This is a genomic window from Ruminococcus sp. RTP21484sp1_RTP21281st1_A8_RTP21281_210402, from assembly GCF_040914025.1.
In the GTDB taxonomy this organism is placed as follows: Bacteria; Bacillota; Clostridia; order Lachnospirales; family Lachnospiraceae; genus Blautia_A; species Blautia_A faecis.
Map to the genome: position 1 here is coordinate 53,596 of NZ_JBCPGE010000001.1, position 18,289 is coordinate 71,884.

The following is an 18,289-nucleotide window of genomic DNA, read 5'->3' on the forward strand; positions in this document are numbered from 1 at the left end:
GAAACGGTTGTTATCTGTTACTTTATTCTGATTTTTCAATTCACCTGACCAATTACTGGTTTTTTATGTCCATGTTACTTCTTTTTATGTGCAAAAACATGCACAACCCACTTATGTCGCTGCCCTTTCTGATAAAATCTCCAGAAAAACTCTACCAGAAGCAACGCCGCTGCTGCATCCACAATGTAATGCTGCTTCAGCACCTGGGTAGAGATAATGATCAGAATTGCAAATACCAGAGAAAATCTCTGATACCATTTCGGCACCTTCTCTGAGCCTTCCACACCTTTCCAGCACATCCAGCTCACATAGCAGTGGATAGAGGGAAACAAATTAGAAGGACTGTTCCCGCCATCCAGGGAATATACCAGAGCGAGAATCTTTTCCGAAAGGGTATTTCCTGGGATCTCCGGTCTTATATTGGTGGTCGGTATTAAAATAAAGCAGATAAAGCAAATAAAATGTATGGTCAGATCTGTGGCAACAAACCGGTAAAACATATCCTTACCACGCCTTGCCGCCAGCAAATACCCCACCGCCCAGAATGGAAATGCCAGAATATAAAACCACACAAATACAGGCAGTAAAGGAACTTCCCTGTCAAATGCCATCGTAAAATCAAAGTGATACCTGCCAGCTGTAAGCGCACTGCTTCCCCAGTAAATCAGACAATTCACTGCCATGATGGTCACAAGAGGTACAATAGACCACAGGGGGATATATCGGTTTAACAAATCTCTTTTCTTTGTTTTCAAGGCAAAACTCCTTTCCGGACTCTTGCGATGTTACTGCTCATTTCCTGACCAGCAGCACGGACAGTAACGTTGCGGCTACCCTTTAATATACAATAAGTAACAAAAAAAGAAAAGAGGATATCTCCCCTTTTCTTTATTCTTTTATGGAAAAACTGATTTTTTACTCTTCAAAGGTCTCTTTTAATTTGTCCATGAAGCTTTTTTTCTTCTTTTCGGACTTTTCTGTGCTATCGCCGGCACTGCCTGCAGGACGATTGCCGCATGCCTCGTCAAATTTGCGGAGAGCTTCTTTCGCGTCCTCATTCAGGTTGGTTGGTACCTGAACAACCAGAGTTACGTAGTGATCACCGCGAACATTCTTGTTTCGAAGGGACGGAACACCTTTTCCCTTCAGACGGATTCTGGTATCTGTCTGAGTTCCTGGTTTCACTTCATAGAGAACTTCTCCATCTACTGTATTCAGTTTGACTTCGCCGCCAAGCGCTGCCTGTGCATAAGTAATCGGTGCAGTAGAGTAAATATTCATATCCTGTCTCTGGAAAATCGGATGGCGTGCTACATTTACTTCTACCAGCAGATCGCCTCTCGGACCTCCATTTGTGCCAGGTTCACCTTTATCACGGATACGGATACTCTGACCATTGTCAATACCAGCTGGAATAGATACCTTAATTTTTTTGCGATTGGAAATGTAGCCGGTACCACGGCAATCCGGACATTTATCTTTGATAATTTTGCCAGTACCATGACAATCCGGACACACCTGAACGTTACGAACCATGCCAAACATGGACTGCTGGGTGTAAACGATCTGTCCTTCACCATTACATTTCGGACAGGTAACCGGTGAGGTACCAGCCTTAGCTCCAGAACCGTGACAGGAAGTACATTCATCTTTCAGAGTAATCTCAAGTTCTTTCTCACAGCCAAATACAGCATCCTCAAAGGTGATATTCACGCGTGCACGCAGGTTTGCACCCTTCATAGGTCCATTATTGGCACGTCTGCGGCTTCCGCCGCCTCCAAACAGATCTCCGAAAATATCTCCGAAGATATCACCCATGTCTGCGCCGGAGAAATCAAAGCCGCCGAAACCGCCTGCTCCGCCACCGCTGCCGTTTTCAAAAGCGGCATGACCAAACTGATCATACTGTCTTCTCTTGTCCGGGTCACTTAAGACGCTGTAAGCCTCTGTTGCCTCTTTGAATTTCGCTTCAGCTTCCTTATCTCCCGGATTTACATCGGGATGATACTTCTTGGCAAGCTGACGATATGCTTTTTTTAATGTAGCGTCATCGGCGCTCTTATCAACGCCTAAGACTTCATAGTAATCTCTTTTATCAGCCATGATTTCTTTTCCTAACTTTTTGTATTTGGTTATCTTATGGAAGACGCCAGCGGCGCAATTCCTGTAATATGTCTTTCACCACCACTGCCCGGTCATGAATCATGACCGGGCTGTAGTTTCATGTTCCGAAATATTGGAACTTATTATTCAATTAAACCTCTTTGTAGTCAGCATCTACAACATCATCGCCGTAACCTGCCTCGTTACCGCCCTGGGAAGCTCCTCCCATGTCCGGTCCCGGGCCTGCCTGACCAGCACCGCCCTGTGGGTTCTGTGCTTCATACATCTTTGCGAAAAGCTTCTGAGCACTTTCCATCATCTTCTCCTGAGCAGCTTTGATCTCAGCGACCTGAGCATCTCCGATCTCATCTGTATTTGCATATTTAGCAAGGATATCTTTTAATGCATTTAAGTCAGCCTCTACGGAAGCTTTGTCATTTGCATCCAGTTTATCACCAGCTTCTTTCAGTGCATTCTCAACCTGGAATACCATGGAGTCTGCATTGTTCTTTGTATCAATTGCCTCTTTACGTTTCTTATCCTGAGCTTCGAACTCAGCAGCTTCTTTAACAGCCTTGTCAATATCAGACTCGGACATGTTAGAACCAGCTGTGATTGTAATGTGCTGCTCTTTACCTGTTCCAAGATCCTTAGCAGATACATTTACAATACCGTTGGCATCGATATCGAATGTAACCTCAATCTGCGGAACACCACGACGTGCTGGTGGGATTCCATCCAGACGGAACTGTCCAAGGGACTTGTTGTCTTTCGCGAACTGACGCTCGCCCTGTAATACATTGATATCTACAGCGGTCTGATTATCAGCTGCTGTGGAGAAAATCTGGCTCTTCTTGGTCGGAATAGTTGTATTTCTCTCGATCAGACGTGTTGCAATACCACCCATTGTCTCGATGGACAGGGAAAGTGGAGTAACATCAAGAAGAAGGATGTCACCTGCACCAGCCTCACCGGAAAGCTTACCACCCTGGATAGAAGCACCAAGTGCAACACACTCATCTGGGTTCAAGGCCTTGCTTGGCTCTTTGCCAGTTAACTGTCTTACTTTATCCTGTACAGCCGGGATACGTGTAGATCCACCAACCAGAAGCACCTGTCCAAGATCAGAAGCAGTAAGACCTGCATCAGAAAGTGCACGGCGAACCGGCTCTGCTGTTTTCTCAACAAGATCGTGTGTAAGTTCGTCAAATTTAGCTCTTGTAAGGTTCATATCAAAATGCTTCGGTCCTTCAGCTGTTGCTGTGATGAATGGCAGGTTGATATTGGTTGTTGTTGCGGAAGAAAGCTCTTTCTTAGCTTTCTCAGCAGCTTCTTTCAGTCTCTGAAGAGCCATCTTATCGTTGCTTAAGTCAACGCCCTCTGTTCTCTTGAACTCAGAAAGCATATAGTCTGTAATTCTCTGGTCAAAGTCATCACCACCAAGACGGTTGTTACCAGCTGTTGCCAGAACTTCGATAACGCCATCACCAATCTCAATAATGGAAACATCGAATGTACCACCACCAAGGTCATAAACCATGATCTTCTGCTCTTTCTCATTGTCAAGACCATATGCAAGAGCTGCTGCTGTAGGCTCGTTGATGATACGTTTTACATCGAGACCTGCAATCTTACCAGCATCCTTGGTTGCCTGACGCTGAGCATCATTGAAATATGCCGGAACAGTGATAACTGCTTCTGTAACAGACTCTCCAAGGTATCCTTCAGCGTCTTTTTTCAGTTTCTGAAGAATCATAGCGGAAATTTCCTGTGGGGAATATTTCTTATCATCAATTGTTACACGGTAATCTGTACCCATCTCTCTCTTGATGGAAGAGATTGTTTTCTCTGCGTTTGTTACTGCCTGACGTTTTGCAGGCTCACCTACCAGACGCTCACCTGTCTTTGTGAATGCTACAACAGATGGTGTTGTTCTGGATCCTTCTGTATTTGCGATAACGGTTGGCTGTCCACCTTCCATAACAGCTACACAGCTGTTTGTTGTACCTAAGTCAATACCAATGATTTTTCCCATGATAATTTTCCTCCTGTTTAAAAATTCATGGTTGCTGTCCATTATACGAACAGTAACATTTATACTTTGTTTTTAGAAAATGTCGATGAAGTTTGATTCTCCAAGATGCTTTCTGTTAATTAGCAACTTTTACCATACTGTGTCTTACAACGAAATCCTTGTAGGTATATCCCTTCTGGAATTCCTCTACGACGATGTTCTCGCCAACGGATTCGTCCTCCACATGCATCACTGCATTATGCAGATTCGGATCAAATTCCTTACCTACAGCTTCGATTGGCTTCACACCCATCTCATCAAAAGCTGTCATCATCTGCTTGTAGATCATCTTCATGCCTTCTGCAAATGGATCATCCTCCGGTGCCTGTGCAAGACCTCTTTCGAAGTTATCCACGATCGGAAGCATTTTTTCAACGATGTCCCTAGCGCCGATGATGTACATGCTGGATTTCTCCTTCTCCGTTCTTTTACGGTAGTTATCGAATTCAGCCATGCTGCGCTTCAGTCTGTCTGTAAGTTCCTCGACCTGCTGTTCGAATTTATCTTTCTCTTTTTTCTTCTTGCCGAAGAAAGAAGTTTTTGTCTTGGTTTCCGGTTCCTTCTGAGATTCTGCTTCCTGATCTGACTGCTCAGTTTCTTCTGTCTGTGCTGGTTCTTCGGAAGTCTCCTCTTCTGCTGTCTGGGCTGTATCTGCTGCCTCTTCTTCGCTTCCGTCTGTTACCGGAATGTCAACTGCTTCTTCCTGTACTTCGGCTTCTTTATTCATTTCTTCTGACACGCTTTCAACCGCCTTTCTAGGTTTTCTTATTTACCATTTCGTCAAGCTGGACTTTTAATTTCTTTAAGCTGTCCACTACATTCTCGTAATCCATTCGCTTGGGACCGATGATTCCAATAGTTCCACGCATTCCATCTCCCAACTCGTAAGTAGCTGTGACCACACTGCAGTCTTTCATGGTACGTACCGGAACTTCATCCCCGATGTATACCTGAACTCCTGTGTTCTCCGGATCTCCCATTTCCTCACGGACCATATCCGCAAGTTCCTGCTTATCCTCGAAAGTGGAAATCAGCTCACTGGCTCTGGATGTATCTGCAAGCTCTGGATACTTAAATATGTTGGTTGCTCCCGATGTATATACTTTCATATCTTCTTCGTCCACGTGAATTGTAGCTGCAACTGCGTCCAGCACATCTGCAACCACACCGCTGTGGCTTCCCGCCTGTTCTTTCAATCTGGCGATCATGCCCAGATTAATGTCCTGGATGGGTACGCCGTTCAGGTTCGTGTTAAGAAGAAGATTCAGCTTCAGGATCGTCTGGTCATCCATCTCCTCATCAATATTAATGATCTGGTTCCGAATAACATTACCCTCACATACAACTACGGCAATCAGCTGCCGCTCATTGACTCGTGAAAGCTGAATGAACTTCAGGGTGCTTCCCTTATACTGGGGAACCGCAACCATAGCCGCATAATTGGTATTCGTGGCAAGAACCTTCGCCACCTGCTTGAGCACCTTATCCATCTTATCTGACTTCTCAATCATCAGATCACGGATTTCTGCGATCTCGGCTTCCTTCTCCCTGGTAAGCTCATCTACATAAAGGCGATAGCCTTTATCTGATGGAATTCTTCCGGCTGAGGTGTGGGGCTGTACGATGTAGCCCATATCCGTCAGGTCGGACATCTCATTTCGGATAGTAGCAGAGCTGACATTCAGATCCGGATATTTGGAAATAGTTCTGGAACCTACAGGCTCACCTGTTTCCATATAAGTTTTGATGATTGCTTTCAGTATTTTCCGTTTGCGCTCATCTAATACTTCATCCATGAAATATCTGCTCCTTCCTGAAAAGCAGACGGTCAAACCTGATTCTGATTTCCGTCTGGCTTCTTCGAATTCCTTTGTTAGCACTCATTATTTAGGAGTGCTAACATCTATGTTCTTAAGATACACCTCAGTATTCCTTTTGTCAATATTTTTTACAAATTTTTTTCATCTTTTTTGATAGTTTTTACCCTATACTTTACCATTCTGGCTAAATTCTCCTTACTGCAATACTTTTTTTGGGCAGCAAGGATACTATCAGGTATCTGCCAACGCAGTCTTATGTTTGCTGCCGCATAAATGAAAAAGATGCCTTGAGAAAATTTTCCCTGGCATCTTCTTTCCTATATAGGAATACCGCCCATAGGCGACATGTCCGTTTTGTAACTGTTCAGCACCTTCACAGTTATATGTTTCGCAAAACAGCCCCTGCTGAATAGCAGCCTCTATTTTTTATAATTTTCCAGATAGTCAAGAACTGCTGTCGGCTCATCCAGAAAGACTACCAGATCCAGCACGGAAAAATCCATGAATTTCTCTTCTGCTGTGTACTCCAGCAATGCTTTCATCTTGTCATAATATCCGTCAATGTTATACAGCACAATTGGGCGGTCAATACGTTTCAGGCTTTTCAAGGTAAAAATCTCAAAAAATTCCTCGTAGGTACCAATTCCGCCAGGTGCTACGATCGTAGCATCTGATTTTTCTTCCAGAAGTTTTTTGCGCTCTCTCATATTCTCTGTGAAAATAAATTCCGTGCATTTCTCATACAGAACTCCAGGCTGGTCAAAAAATCGGGGAGCAATTCCAAGTATGTAACCATTTTCTGCTGCCACGCCTCTGGCTGCTGCTCCCATCATTCCGGTAGCCCCGCCGCCAAACACCAGACCGTGACCTCTTTTTCCCATTGCTCTTCCAAGCTCTTCTGTTTTTTCATAATAAATGTTTTTAAGCAGTGCACTTGAAGCGCCATATACACATATGTTCAATCTGTTATCCCCCTTATTTTTTCTTCTAAACACAGGTGCAGCCTACCTGCGGCAGCACCATATACGAAAGTCAGCTGGCATATCTTTTCCAGTCAGCTTCCGGCAGCCGCGCAAAACACCATATTTGCCACACCGCACAAAACCATCACCAGAATAGGATTCATTTTAAATTTTCTTAAAAGCACCAGTGCGGCAGTAAAGAACACCACCATTCGAATGCATATGTTTTCCCGAAACAGTTCCACTGCACCATTTATAAAAAAAGATGATACTAAAATGGTAACTCCTGCCTTGGCGATCATGGCCACAACCGCCGGGCGAAGGGATGTAAGAGTTCCCTGGAGAAGGGACATTTTCCGGTATTTCGTGTAAATATATGCCAGCAGGGTTACAATTATACAGGAGGGTAAAATACAGCCAAGAGTAGCCACCACTGCGCCACCAGGACCAGCAATCCTGGTTCCTACAAAGGTTGCGGAGTTTACTGCAATAGGACCAGGAGTCATCTCTGCAATGGTCACAAGATTCGAAAAAGTTTCCATGGAAATCCAGCCATGCATAGTCACTACCTGTTCCTGTATAAGAGGCATTGCTGCATATCCACCTCCAAAGCTTAATGCACCAATCTGAAGGAAGCTGAAAAAGAGCTGAAGATAAATCATTTTTTGCTGCCCTCCTTCACAAGTGTACGCGCAAATCCAAATACAGCCACAATAAGTATTATATAAATAATGTTTACCTTCAGAAAATAGCTTACACAAAAACTGATGACCATAATAACCACATTTACCCAGTCATTTGATTTCGCCACGTTTTTCCCCATGTCGTATACCACAGAAATGATCACAGCACCTACGCCGGCAGTCATGCCTTTCAAAAGAGCTGCTATATAATAATTCGAGCAGAATGCATCATAAAACAAGGAAATCAGGGACAGGATCACCATTGGCGGAATAATAGCCCCCAGAACCGACAGCAGCATTCCCGGTATTCCCCCAAGCTTGTATCCCACCACAATTGCTCCGTTTACTGCAATTGCTCCTGGAGATGACTGTGCGATTGCCACCAGATCCAGCATTTCTTCCTCATCGATCCAGTGATATTGATCCACAAATTTCTCTTTCAATAAAGTAACGATCACATATCCGCCGCCAAAAGTAAACGTACTAAGATATAACGAGGCAAAAAAAAGCTTCCTCAGCACATATCTTTTATTCTTTTGTTTTTCTTCCATTTCCGGCACTCCTAATAATTCTGCATGATTTCTGCGCATCGCGAAGCGTGTTACTGGTCAGGTCGTGAACAATCACGCTTTTCTTTTTTAAGATAACGCACTATAGGTATGTCTGTCAATTAAAGTTTTGGAATGCTTCTGACATTTCAGAGGGCAGAACAAATATTCGATTCTGCTGTACTTTTATAAAAAAGGATGCTATACTGAAAACAGTTAAAGCGTGTTTGATTTTATAAAAGAAAGGACTCATATGGATCATTTTGAATTACATTCCGAGTATAAACCAACCGGCGATCAGCCACAGGCTATTGAGAAACTGGTAAAGGGATTTAAAGAGGGAAATCAGTTTGAGACGCTGCTTGGTGTCACCGGCTCTGGTAAAACTTTTACTATGGCAAACGTTATTCAGGCGCTGAATAAGCCTACTCTGATCCTGGCCCATAATAAAACTCTGGCAGCACAGTTATACGGTGAGTTTAAGGAATTCTTCCCGGAGAATGCGGTGGAGTATTTTGTCTCCTATTACGATTATTACCAGCCAGAAGCATATGTGCCTTCTTCTGACACTTATATTGCCAAGGACTCTGCGATCAATGATGAAATTGACAAGCTCCGTCTTTCTGCCACTGCCGCCATGTCAGAGCGAAAAGATGTTATTATCATCTCTTCTGTGTCCTGTATCTATGGATTGGGTTCTCCTCAGGAATTTCAGGACATGATGATTTCCCTGCGTCCTGGCATGACTAAGGATCGTGATGAGGTTATCCGGGAGCTGATCGACATTCAGTACACCCGAAATGAAATGGACTTCCACCGAAGTACCTTCCGCGTCCGTGGCGACACTCTGGAGATTTTTCCGGCTAACAGCTCAGATACCGCTGTCAGAGTGGAGTTTTTCGGAGATGAGATTGACCGTATCTCTGAGATTGATGTGCTCACCGGAGAAATCAAATGCCAGCTTGCGCACATCGGTATTTTCCCTGCTTCCCATTATGTAGTACCAGCGGAGCAGATTCAGAAAGCAGCCATTGCCATTGAAGAGGAATTAAAAGAACGGGTAGACTACTTTAAAAGCGAAGACAAGCTTCTGGAAGCCCAGCGTATCTCCGAGCGTACCAACTTTGATATTGAAATGATGAAAGAAACCGGCTTCTGCTCCGGTATTGAGAACTATTCCCGTCATCTTTCCGGACTGGAGCCAGGGCAGCCACCTTATACTCTGCTGGATTATTTCGGGGATGATTTTCTTCTTATTATTGATGAGTCGCACAAGACAGTCCCACAGGTTGGCGCTATGTATGCTGGCGACCAGAACCGTAAACAGACATTGGTAGACTATGGTTTCCGTCTGCCCTCTGCCAAGGATAACCGCCCTCTGAGTTTTGAAGAATTTGAGAATAAACTGGACCAGGTTTTGTTTGTATCTGCTACCCCGGGAGATTATGAATACGACCATGAGCTTCTCCGCGCCGAGCAGATCATCCGTCCTACCGGTCTTCTGGATCCGAAGGTGGAGGTGCGCCCTGTAGAGGGACAGATAGACGACCTGATTTCTGAAATAACAAAAGAAACCTCCAGAAAAAACAAAGTGCTGATCACAACTCTCACCAAACGAATGGCCGAGGATCTTACCCAGTATATGAAAGATGTGGGAATCCGTGTCCGTTATCTTCATTCGGATATTGATACCCTGGAACGTGCAGAAATCATCCGCGACATGCGTCTGGATGTATTTGATGTGCTTGTAGGCATTAACCTTCTGCGAGAAGGACTTGATATTCCTGAGATCACTCTGGTTGCTATTCTGGATGCAGACAAGGAGGGCTTCCTTCGTTCTGAGACTTCCCTGATCCAGACCATTGGCCGTGCTGCCCGAAACAGCGAAGGACACGTTGTCATGTATGCAGACGTGATGACGGATTCCATGAGAAATGCCATTGAGGAAACCAACCGTCGCAGGGAAATCCAGAAAGCCTATAATAAGGAGCATGGAATTACTCCTACTACTATTAAGAAGGCAGTCCGTGATCTGATTGCAGTTTCCAAGGCAGTTGCTGAAACTGAAGTGAAGCTGAAGAAGGATCCGGAATCCATGAGCAAAAAAGAGCTGAAGAACCTGATCTCCCAGTTGGAAAAACAGATGCGCCAGGCTGCTGCAGACTTGAATTTCGAGCAGGCAGCAGAGCTGCGTGACAAAATGATCGAATTGAAGAAAAATCTTGCAGATGCGGAAAAGTAATCCTTCGATTTTTCCATGCATTTTGCCAGTCAGATTTGGCACAATTTACAGGATTCTCTGCCTGCAGCGGATCGCCTCCGGCCACATTTATATTTGCGCCGCAGTGCGATCCTGCCCGGCGGGGATTTCCGTTAACCTTGATTATTCAGCAATTAATTTTTATTTATCTTCACTGAAAAATTTCTAAAATGCCCTTCCGCATTTTCTGAGAACATTCCGATATAAGTTCCGGTAAAGCTCATGTACATAGTTCCTTCTGTAGCCAGCCCTGCAGTAGAACCGCAGCCCAGCTTCTCATAGTATTTTCCATCTTCGCTGTACCAGAAATCATATTCCAGAGGATTACCGATAATACGAAAATGAATATTTTCCCCAGAGGATACTACCTTCTCAGCTGTTCTTGCAAACATATCATGAATATGCCTGGAAAGACAAACCTTGTACTGTCCATCCTCTCTGGTTAAGTAAATTTCATAATGATAAAATTGATTGTAGAATGTACCCAGTCCCACTCTTTTATTTAGACCTTTGACGTTGCTGTCTTGGGAAACCGGACAGGCATCTGAAAAATTTCCTTTCAGACTCACCACAACATCTGCCTCAACATCAAATTCCTTCTGCCTGATCCCGACCCATGTCGGAGTATCCGTGTCATTTAAAGTTACGCTTGTTCCTTTCAAAATAAGCCGTCTGGCAGCGGTATCACGCACATAATTTTCCATATGGGGAGTTCGAACCCAGTTATAATGCAGGCTGAATTTCTCTTCCGAAAAATCATCTGTAAAATCCCGGCATATCGGCTGCACCTGGTCGCCTGGAAGTGGTCCCTTCATTTCCAAAGCGATTCTGCCATCGTTTCCAACAACCGGCCAACCCTCTTTATCCCAGATTACAGGGCTTAAAAAGGTCTCTCTTCCAAGATGATGAAGTTTCAGACCTCGCTGCGGAGTGCAAGAAGGCCGGATTCCCAGACAAACCAGCCACCAGTTTCCATTCTGATCTACTTCCAGATCAGCATGTCCAGTGCAGGAAATAGAGCCATCCGGATTATCCCGGTGACTGAGAATCGGATTATGGGGACACGCCTCATACGGTCCAAATGGAGAATCTGCTCTTTGCATGGTAACCATATGTCCATATTCTGTGCCACCCTCTGCAAGAAGCAAATAATATTTTCCATTCAGCTTGTAAATATGAGGTCCCTCCGGACAGATTCCGCCGCATCCATGACTGATACATACACTTTCGGACAGCTTTTCTCCTGTGTATGGATTGATTTTACACATAAAAATTCCATCCCTGTCATCTTTATCTCTGGAAGTAGAGGCGAAGTAAACATCTTCACCATCAAACAGCAAAGTAGGATCAATCCCTCCCTGATCAATCCATACCGGCTTTGACCATTTCCCATAAATATCGCTGGTATGTACAATCAAATGTCCCTTATGTGACACATTGGTAGTGGTCATAAAAAACTCACCGTTATGGTAACAGAGCATCGGCGCATAAATTCCGCCTGACGGCCGAACACCGTCCAGATAAAGCTGCTTTTTATCTCTCAGACAGTAATTGATCAGTTCCCAGTTCACAAGATTCTTACTGTGGTAAACCGGCACTCCGGGATAGAATTCAAAAGTTGAATTTACAAGATAAAAATCATCCCCGACTCTGCAAATCGACGGATCTGGATTGTAACCGGAAATAACGGGATTTTTGTATTTTTGTATTCTGATATCTGGCATATTTTTCCTCCTGACCTGCAAACCGACAAATGCGGTTCTCTTCATAAGATATCTATAGATTACTATGATTCAGAAGGAATAACAACCCTAAAAACTTTTGCTGTATTACAGGAAAAGTTGTATAAACGGCACTGCAAATATGGGAAAATGTGGGTATGCTCCGAACATTTTGGGAATAACCTCTTGAAAACCGGAATTCTATATGTTATACTGATGCCCGTTGAAAAGCCCAGAAAAATAAGGTCTTAAGCGGCTTTTCCGCCGATTCCCGGCGTAGGCCATATACCTTCCGGTATATGCCTCCGCGGCATTCGTCAAATGTCCATGCAAGCATGGCCGCTTGACTCATTGCAGCGCGAAAATGAATCGAGTGTTCGTGACCTTCCACTCGTAAAACAAAACTAAAGGAGACAAATGAATATGAAAAACAAGAGTACCCTGTTTCTGGTGCAGGCAGCGCTAATTGCGGCTGTCTATGTTGTACTGACACTGGTGTTTGCACCGTTTAGTTATGGAGAGATTCAGGTTCGAATTTCCGAAGCCCTGACCATTCTTCCATTCTTCACACCAGCTGCCATTCCTGGTCTTTTTGTAGGCTGTATCCTTGCCAACCTGCTTGGCGGTGCAATTCCTCTGGATATTGCATTCGGAAGTATCGCTACCCTCATCGGAGCTGTATTTACCTACAAACTTCGTAACAGCAACAAATGGCTGGCACCAGTTCCACCAATCGTAGCCAATGCAGTTCTGGTTCCATTCGTACTTCGTTACGGCTATTCCGTCAATCTTCCGATTCCACTTATGATGCTTACAGTAGGTGCCGGAGAGATCATTTCCTGCGGAATCTTTGGAATGGTACTTCTTACTGCACTTTCCAAGTACAAAAATACGCTGTTTGGCAAACAGGCTGCTGCTAAATAAATTCAAAATCACAAATACCCGGTAAGGAATCTCATAAGAATGATTTTCTCCACCGGGTATTTCTATATTTCACGCATATATTCCAAAATATATCTTCAAAAAACATTATACAAGATACATGTCACTATTTGTTGAAGATTTTCTCCAGCTGAAGTTCCATAATAGGCTGCAACATCCAAATGTAAGTCCATCTTTTTTTATTCTATCTTCACCTGCTCCCTCAAAAATCCAAGAAACCGTTCCACACCACCGCCAAGTTTGGTCACACCCTCCGGCCTTTTTCCTGGAACTTCTGATACATCAAAGAAATCTCCATTTCCTGTTTTCTTCGTCTTCATGAAGCTGTCACTTCCATAAATCCCTTCTTCAATTCCCACATACTCATCCCCCCAGAAGCAGCATTCCTCCGGACAGATTCCATACGCTTCCTGAAGATGCTCCAGAATACGATCCACATTGTCGCTCTTACTTGAAATCCCCACCTCCAGATACTTAGCATCACAGGTTGGCTTCACTGTTATCCCATACTGTTCTCCTGCTGCCACAGAAATATCCAGAAGCCCCTGAAGACCGCCTTCTACACCATGCTTTTCCAGGCAATCCTTCAGCATATCCAGCTCATTCTCCTGCATAAACAGATTATCCCCTCTCTGGTTCTCCACCATCAGATCAATCTTACAATAATTAGGTCTGGAAAATACAATGTCCGTATTCAGTCCATACTTTTCCAGAAGCTTCATATGAATGTCAAAGCAGATTCTGTGAATATCCCCCAGCATTTTTTTGTCTGGAAGCATATCCGAGAAAATCAACTCCTGTCCATTTTCATACCGGTAATTAAAGGCACCGCGTCCAAGTCCCAGATACAATTGCGCCAGCTGTTCCTTTGTAAAATACGTCTCCAGTTTTCCCCCTGCAATATTTTCTATTGTAGTTCCGCTTACGATTACCAGATTTACCTTCTGGTCCAGAAGAGGTCGCATTGCTCCTACAATCTCCTCCACAGGTGCCTTTCGGCTGAGAACAGCTGTGCCATCCCAGTCGAAAAAGACTGCCTTATATTTCTTCTTCATAAATACTTCCCTTTCCTGCCTCCAGATGAATTTCCTTCTCATTAAGTTTTAAGAAGACTGCATCTCCTGACACCAGTTCTACTCTTGTTTTTTCATGTGTAAGCTGAATATTCAGCTTTCTTCCCCGGTATAGAAGGTTAAACTGCATACCCTTCCACAGCTTTGGAACATAAGGATGCAGTTCCAGTTCACCGCCGTTTACCCTCACACCTGCAAATCCGTTGATAATTGCCTGCCAGGTTCCTGCCATATTTGCAGCATGGATTCCCGCATAGAAGTTATCATGATAATCATCCAGATCCATTCTTGCAGACTGTGCAAAATATTCATACGCCTCGTCATAATATCCGATCTGGCAAGCCAGCATTCCAAACACACAGTTAGAAAGAGAAGAATGATGCAGTGTCACTTCCTGATAGAAATCATAGTTTCGTTTCAGTTCTTCCTTGCTGAATAAATAACTGTGCAGATAAAGCCCGAAAATAGCATCTGCCTGCTTGCACATTCTCTGTCTGTAGACAAATAATGGATGATAATTTTCATACAAAAGATGTCTCTTTTCCGGTGGGATTCTGGAATCATCCCATGGACGAAGCATCATAAACCGATCATCCAGCGCATATACCTGACGACTTTCATCATATGGAAAATACATATTTTCCACAATTTTTTTCCAGTATGCAGTTTCTTCCCGGGTAATTCCCATTCTGGAAACAAATGCCTCATATACATCCTCTCCAGCCTCTTTTAACATATCCAGCGATTTCAATGCATAACGGATATTTTCCCTTCCCATAAGATTGGTATAAAAATTATTATCCGTAATAGCATTGTACTCATCTGGTCCTGTTACCGCACAAATACAGTATTTTCCGCCCTTGCACTCAGCAAAATATCCTACATCCGCCCAGACTCTGGCAGTCTCCACAAAAACCTCAGCAGCCATATCTTTGAAAAACTCCATATCCCCGGTAACACTCACATACAGCCAAAACGCATAGGCAATATCTGCATTGATATGATACTGGGCCGTACCAAGTGGAAAATAAGTGGAAGCTTCCTCTCCATTAATAGTACGCCATGGATAAAGAGCCCCCTTCTGGTGTCCAAGAACTTTTGCACGGTCCCGGGCCTGATCCAATGTACGGAAACGATACTCCAGAAGTTTTCTTGCAAGCTCCGGTGCTGTGTACACAAATACCGGAAGCACATACATTTCTGTATCCCAGAAATAGTGTCCTTCATATCCTTCCCCAGAAAGCCCCTTTGCTCCCATTCCTGTGCGTCCGTCTCTTCCTGCAGACTGCATAATATGAAACAGGTTAAAACGGATTCCCTGCTGAAGGGTCTCATCATCATAAATCTGAACATCGGAAACATCCCAGAATTCATGGATTTTATCCATATGAGCCTGGAATTCCTTCCTCCATCCATTCTCAGATGCCTCTTTCAGTTCTTTTTTCGTAAATCTTTCCAGCTCGCTAACCTCCATGTCCTGACTGGATGTATAGACAATAGCTTTCTCACAGGTAACCGTAGTATTTTCCGGAATCTCCATTCTGCTTTCACACACAGCATGTCTTTTTTCTTCCTCTGTTTCAAAAACAGTTACAATCTCTCCGGCTCCTTCTATTTTATACTGACTTCCACAGCCCACAGTCATGCAACTCTGCAAAGTAGTGCCCTCATAATACAGCACACCGTCTTCAGCCTGAAGTTTATCCATATGCAGTCTGCTTCCAAAAGGACCATAGCCGATCAGCGGATTTGTCTTCCTCGTATGATTCTCCACATCCCCATTTAAATGAGAGCAGATACGAATCTCCCCTGAAAAATTCACTGGTGTGATCTGAATTCGCTGGTACATTCTGTTCTTATGCACCAAAGACACAAAACGTTCCATCACAAGCTGCAGCTTTTTCCCCTTTGGAGAAATCCAGGTCAGCTTTCTTTCCACATAGCCATCTTTCATATGGAGCACACGGCTGTAATCTTCCACCTTGCCGGTGCGCATGTCAAACAGCTCTCCATCTGCATAGATTTCTGTTTTCTTAAGATCCGGCAGATTCAGAAGTGACTGGCTCTTGGTCGGAAATCCATAATTCCACTCTCCGTAAGGAATGTCCACACTTTCATAAAATCCGTTGATAAAGTTGCCTTCCAGCCCTTCATCAACAGAGAAATCATAGCCTTCTTCAAAAGTACCTCTGGTACCAATATATCCATTTGACAATGCAAAGGTTGTCTCATTCCGGTAATTGGTTTCCATGGAAAATTCCTTTTCTGTAACATTCCATGTCTCTACTGGATAAATCGGTTTCTTGTTGATATCCATATTCTCATCCTTTCACAGCCCCTGCAGTAAGACTCTCCATAACCTGTCTCTGCAGAAGGATAAATAAAATAATTGTAGGAAGCACCGTCATCACAACTGCTGCAAACAGCGCGGAATAGTTGTTTGCAAAAGTTCCCATATAATAATTCAACGCAATAGGAACTGTCCTTGCACGGTCACCGCTTGTCAACATCAAAGCGAAATAGAACTCATTCCAGATATTGATAAACTGAATCATGGCAATGGTCACAAGTCCCGGCTTCGCCAGCGGCAGGATAATATGTAAAAATGTCTGGATAAAAGTTGCGCCATCAATATAAGCCGATTCCTCAAGCGCTGTGGAAATGGTCTTATAATAGCTGACCATAACAAAGAAAGACATTGGAATTCCCATTGCAGAATACACAATGATCAGACCAAGCTTTGTATCAAAAATCCCCAGCTTCTGGAAAATGGCAAACAATGGCTGGGAAATTGCCTGTGCCGGAAGCATTAAGGATGCTGAGATCAAAAGCACGATCAGAGTTTTCAGTTTAAAATCAAATCGAGAAATCACATAAGCGCACATTGCAACCAGCGCTACCGTAACAAGAACACTGATTCCCACAATGAGCACACTGTTCATGAAATATTTCAAAATCGGTGCATACTGAAGTGCCGCCTTATAGTTATCCAGGTTAAAACTGGATGGCAGGGACAATGCAGAGGAGTTAATCTCTGCATAAGATTTAAAAGACCCCAAAAACGCCCAAATGATTGGTGCCAATGAAATAAAAATCAAAAAGATCATAAAGAAATATTTGAAAAAGGACGCGATCCCATTTTTCACTCTGCTTGTTTTTCTCATTATGCCGCCTCCTTTTTCTCACGGAAAAGACCTTTGATCAGAATAACCAGTGTGATTCCGATAATGATCTGTACTACCCCTACTGCGTTTGCTTTTCCATAATTGTTTTCCAGTGTCGCTGCCTTATACAGATAAATGGGCAGGTTCAAAGTAGAAGTTCCAGGTCCGCCTTTTGTTGTCATGTAAATAATGTCAAACTGTGACACCATGGCCACACTTGCAAGAGTGACACAGGTTCCGCATACATTTCGCATCAGCGGTAGCGTAATATAACGGTCTGCCTGCCAGGGAGTTGCACCGTCGATTGCTGCTGCCTCATAAATCTCTTTGCTTACAGCACCCATTTCTGCCAGAAAAATAATGGTGTTAAATCCGGAATAGAGGATCCAGGTTGCTGTCACCGTCCAGAATGCATATCTGGAATTTCCGAACAGATTTGGAACCATGGCGTAGTCGATTCCAAGAAAATCCATGATTGGCTTTACAATTCCGAACATAGGATTTAAAAGCAGAGTAAACATAACACCTGTTGCCGCTGTAGGAATGATATTTGGGATCATGTATGCTGTTCTTGCAAATTTCCAGCCCTTCGGTTTTCTTCGAAGAACAAGTGCCATAGCAAGACCAACACCTACATGTATGGTGGACTGCAGCACTACCCACAGAAGGGTGTTCCGGATGGAGCAGATAAAATCGCTGTCACTGAAAATCGTAATAAAGTTTTTGATTCCCTGAAATGCAGGTGAATTAAAAGCGGTATAATCACACAGAGATGTGTAAAAAACAGTGATGATAGGAGCCGCATATACCAGTGCAAATAAGATCATGCAGGGAATGGTAAACAAAAAAATCCATATCTTTTTATTCTTTGTATTCATTTTTTCTCCTCACAAAAAGAATCCTGCCTGCAGAAAATTCCAACGGAATTTCCTGTTTCAT

At 43.7% G+C, this 18,289-nt stretch carries 15 protein-coding genes; 2 read left to right on the plus strand and 13 right to left on the minus strand.

The window, feature by feature from the left end; translation table 11 throughout:
* Window positions 1–74: 74 nt before the first annotated feature.
* From AB5170_RS00250 to AB5170_RS00285, 8 genes are all read right to left on the minus strand, one after another.
* Window positions 75–755, minus strand: a complete 681-nt coding sequence (locus tag AB5170_RS00250) for a phosphatase PAP2 family protein (protein ID WP_226815525.1) — start codon at window positions 753–755, stop codon at window positions 75–77.
* Window positions 756–915: 160 nt separating this feature from the next.
* Window positions 916–2,103 (minus strand): molecular chaperone DnaJ, encoded by a 1,188-nt coding sequence (gene dnaJ / locus AB5170_RS00255; RefSeq protein WP_148461283.1) that lies wholly within the window; start codon window positions 2,101–2,103, stop codon window positions 916–918.
* 151 nt (window positions 2,104–2,254) lie between these two features.
* Window positions 2,255–4,138, minus strand: a complete 1,884-nt coding sequence (gene dnaK, locus AB5170_RS00260) for a molecular chaperone DnaK (protein WP_148461282.1) — start codon at window positions 4,136–4,138, stop codon at window positions 2,255–2,257.
* Between the two features lie 115 nt (window positions 4,139–4,253).
* The gene (gene grpE, locus AB5170_RS00265; protein ID WP_226815526.1) at window positions 4,254–4,916 is read right to left on the minus strand and encodes a nucleotide exchange factor GrpE; all 663 of its coding nucleotides are present in this window, start codon (window positions 4,914–4,916) and stop codon (window positions 4,254–4,256) included.
* A 16-nt stretch (window positions 4,917–4,932) separates the two neighbouring features.
* A complete protein-coding gene (hrcA, locus tag AB5170_RS00270) occupies window positions 4,933–5,973 on the minus strand; it encodes a heat-inducible transcriptional repressor HrcA (RefSeq protein ID WP_173716405.1) in 1,041 nt (346 codons plus the stop codon).
* A 443-nt stretch (window positions 5,974–6,416) separates the two neighbouring features.
* Window positions 6,417–6,959 carry a TIGR00730 family Rossman fold protein gene (locus tag AB5170_RS00275; RefSeq protein ID WP_118578562.1) on the minus strand — a complete coding sequence of 181 codons (543 nt, stop codon included), beginning with the start codon at window positions 6,957–6,959 and terminating at the stop codon, window positions 6,417–6,419.
* Window positions 6,960–7,051: 92 nt separating this feature from the next.
* Entirely contained in the window at window positions 7,052–7,621 is a 570-nt protein-coding gene (locus tag AB5170_RS00280) for a chromate transporter (RefSeq protein WP_173769825.1), read from the minus strand.
* The gene (locus AB5170_RS00285; RefSeq protein WP_187564997.1) at window positions 7,618–8,193 is read right to left on the minus strand and encodes a chromate transporter; all 576 of its coding nucleotides are present in this window, start codon (window positions 8,191–8,193) and stop codon (window positions 7,618–7,620) included. The genes AB5170_RS00280 and AB5170_RS00285 overlap by 4 nt, the downstream gene beginning before the upstream one ends.
* A 250-nt stretch (window positions 8,194–8,443) precedes the next feature.
* On the opposite strand from AB5170_RS00285, the gene uvrB reads away from it, so the two are divergent.
* Window positions 8,444–10,432 (plus strand): excinuclease ABC subunit UvrB, encoded by a 1,989-nt coding sequence (gene uvrB, locus AB5170_RS00290; RefSeq protein WP_173716404.1) that lies wholly within the window; start codon window positions 8,444–8,446, stop codon window positions 10,430–10,432.
* Between the two features lie 152 nt (window positions 10,433–10,584).
* On the opposite strand, the gene AB5170_RS00295 is transcribed toward uvrB, so the two are convergent.
* Window positions 10,585–12,174 carry a glycoside hydrolase family 43 protein gene (locus tag AB5170_RS00295; RefSeq protein ID WP_368361533.1) on the minus strand — a complete coding sequence of 530 codons (1,590 nt, stop codon included), beginning with the start codon at window positions 12,172–12,174 and terminating at the stop codon, window positions 10,585–10,587.
* Window positions 12,175–12,594: 420 nt separating this feature from the next.
* On the opposite strand from AB5170_RS00295, the gene AB5170_RS00300 reads away from it, so the two are divergent.
* Window positions 12,595–13,095, plus strand: a complete 501-nt coding sequence (locus AB5170_RS00300) for a QueT transporter family protein (RefSeq protein ID WP_148461260.1) — start codon at window positions 12,595–12,597, stop codon at window positions 13,093–13,095.
* A gap of 197 nt (window positions 13,096–13,292) precedes the next feature.
* On the opposite strand, the gene AB5170_RS00305 is transcribed toward AB5170_RS00300, so the two are convergent.
* The 4 genes from AB5170_RS00305 to AB5170_RS00320 are packed head-to-tail and all read right to left on the minus strand — an operon-like array spanning window position 13,293 to window position 18,228.
* Entirely contained in the window at window positions 13,293–14,168 is an 876-nt protein-coding gene (locus AB5170_RS00305) for an HAD family hydrolase (RefSeq protein ID WP_173716402.1), read from the minus strand.
* Window positions 14,152–16,503 carry a glycoside hydrolase family 65 protein gene (locus AB5170_RS00310; RefSeq protein ID WP_173718786.1) on the minus strand — a complete coding sequence of 784 codons (2,352 nt, stop codon included), beginning with the start codon at window positions 16,501–16,503 and terminating at the stop codon, window positions 14,152–14,154. Before AB5170_RS00310 ends, AB5170_RS00305 begins: the two co-directional genes overlap by 17 nt.
* Window positions 16,504–16,507: 4 nt before the next feature.
* Window positions 16,508–17,350, minus strand: a complete 843-nt coding sequence (locus AB5170_RS00315; protein WP_173716400.1) for a carbohydrate ABC transporter permease — start codon at window positions 17,348–17,350, stop codon at window positions 16,508–16,510.
* The gene (locus AB5170_RS00320; protein ID WP_173716399.1) at window positions 17,350–18,228 is read right to left on the minus strand and encodes a carbohydrate ABC transporter permease; all 879 of its coding nucleotides are present in this window, start codon (window positions 18,226–18,228) and stop codon (window positions 17,350–17,352) included. The genes AB5170_RS00315 and AB5170_RS00320 overlap by 1 nt, the downstream gene beginning before the upstream one ends.
* Window positions 18,229–18,289 lie beyond the last annotated feature (61 nt).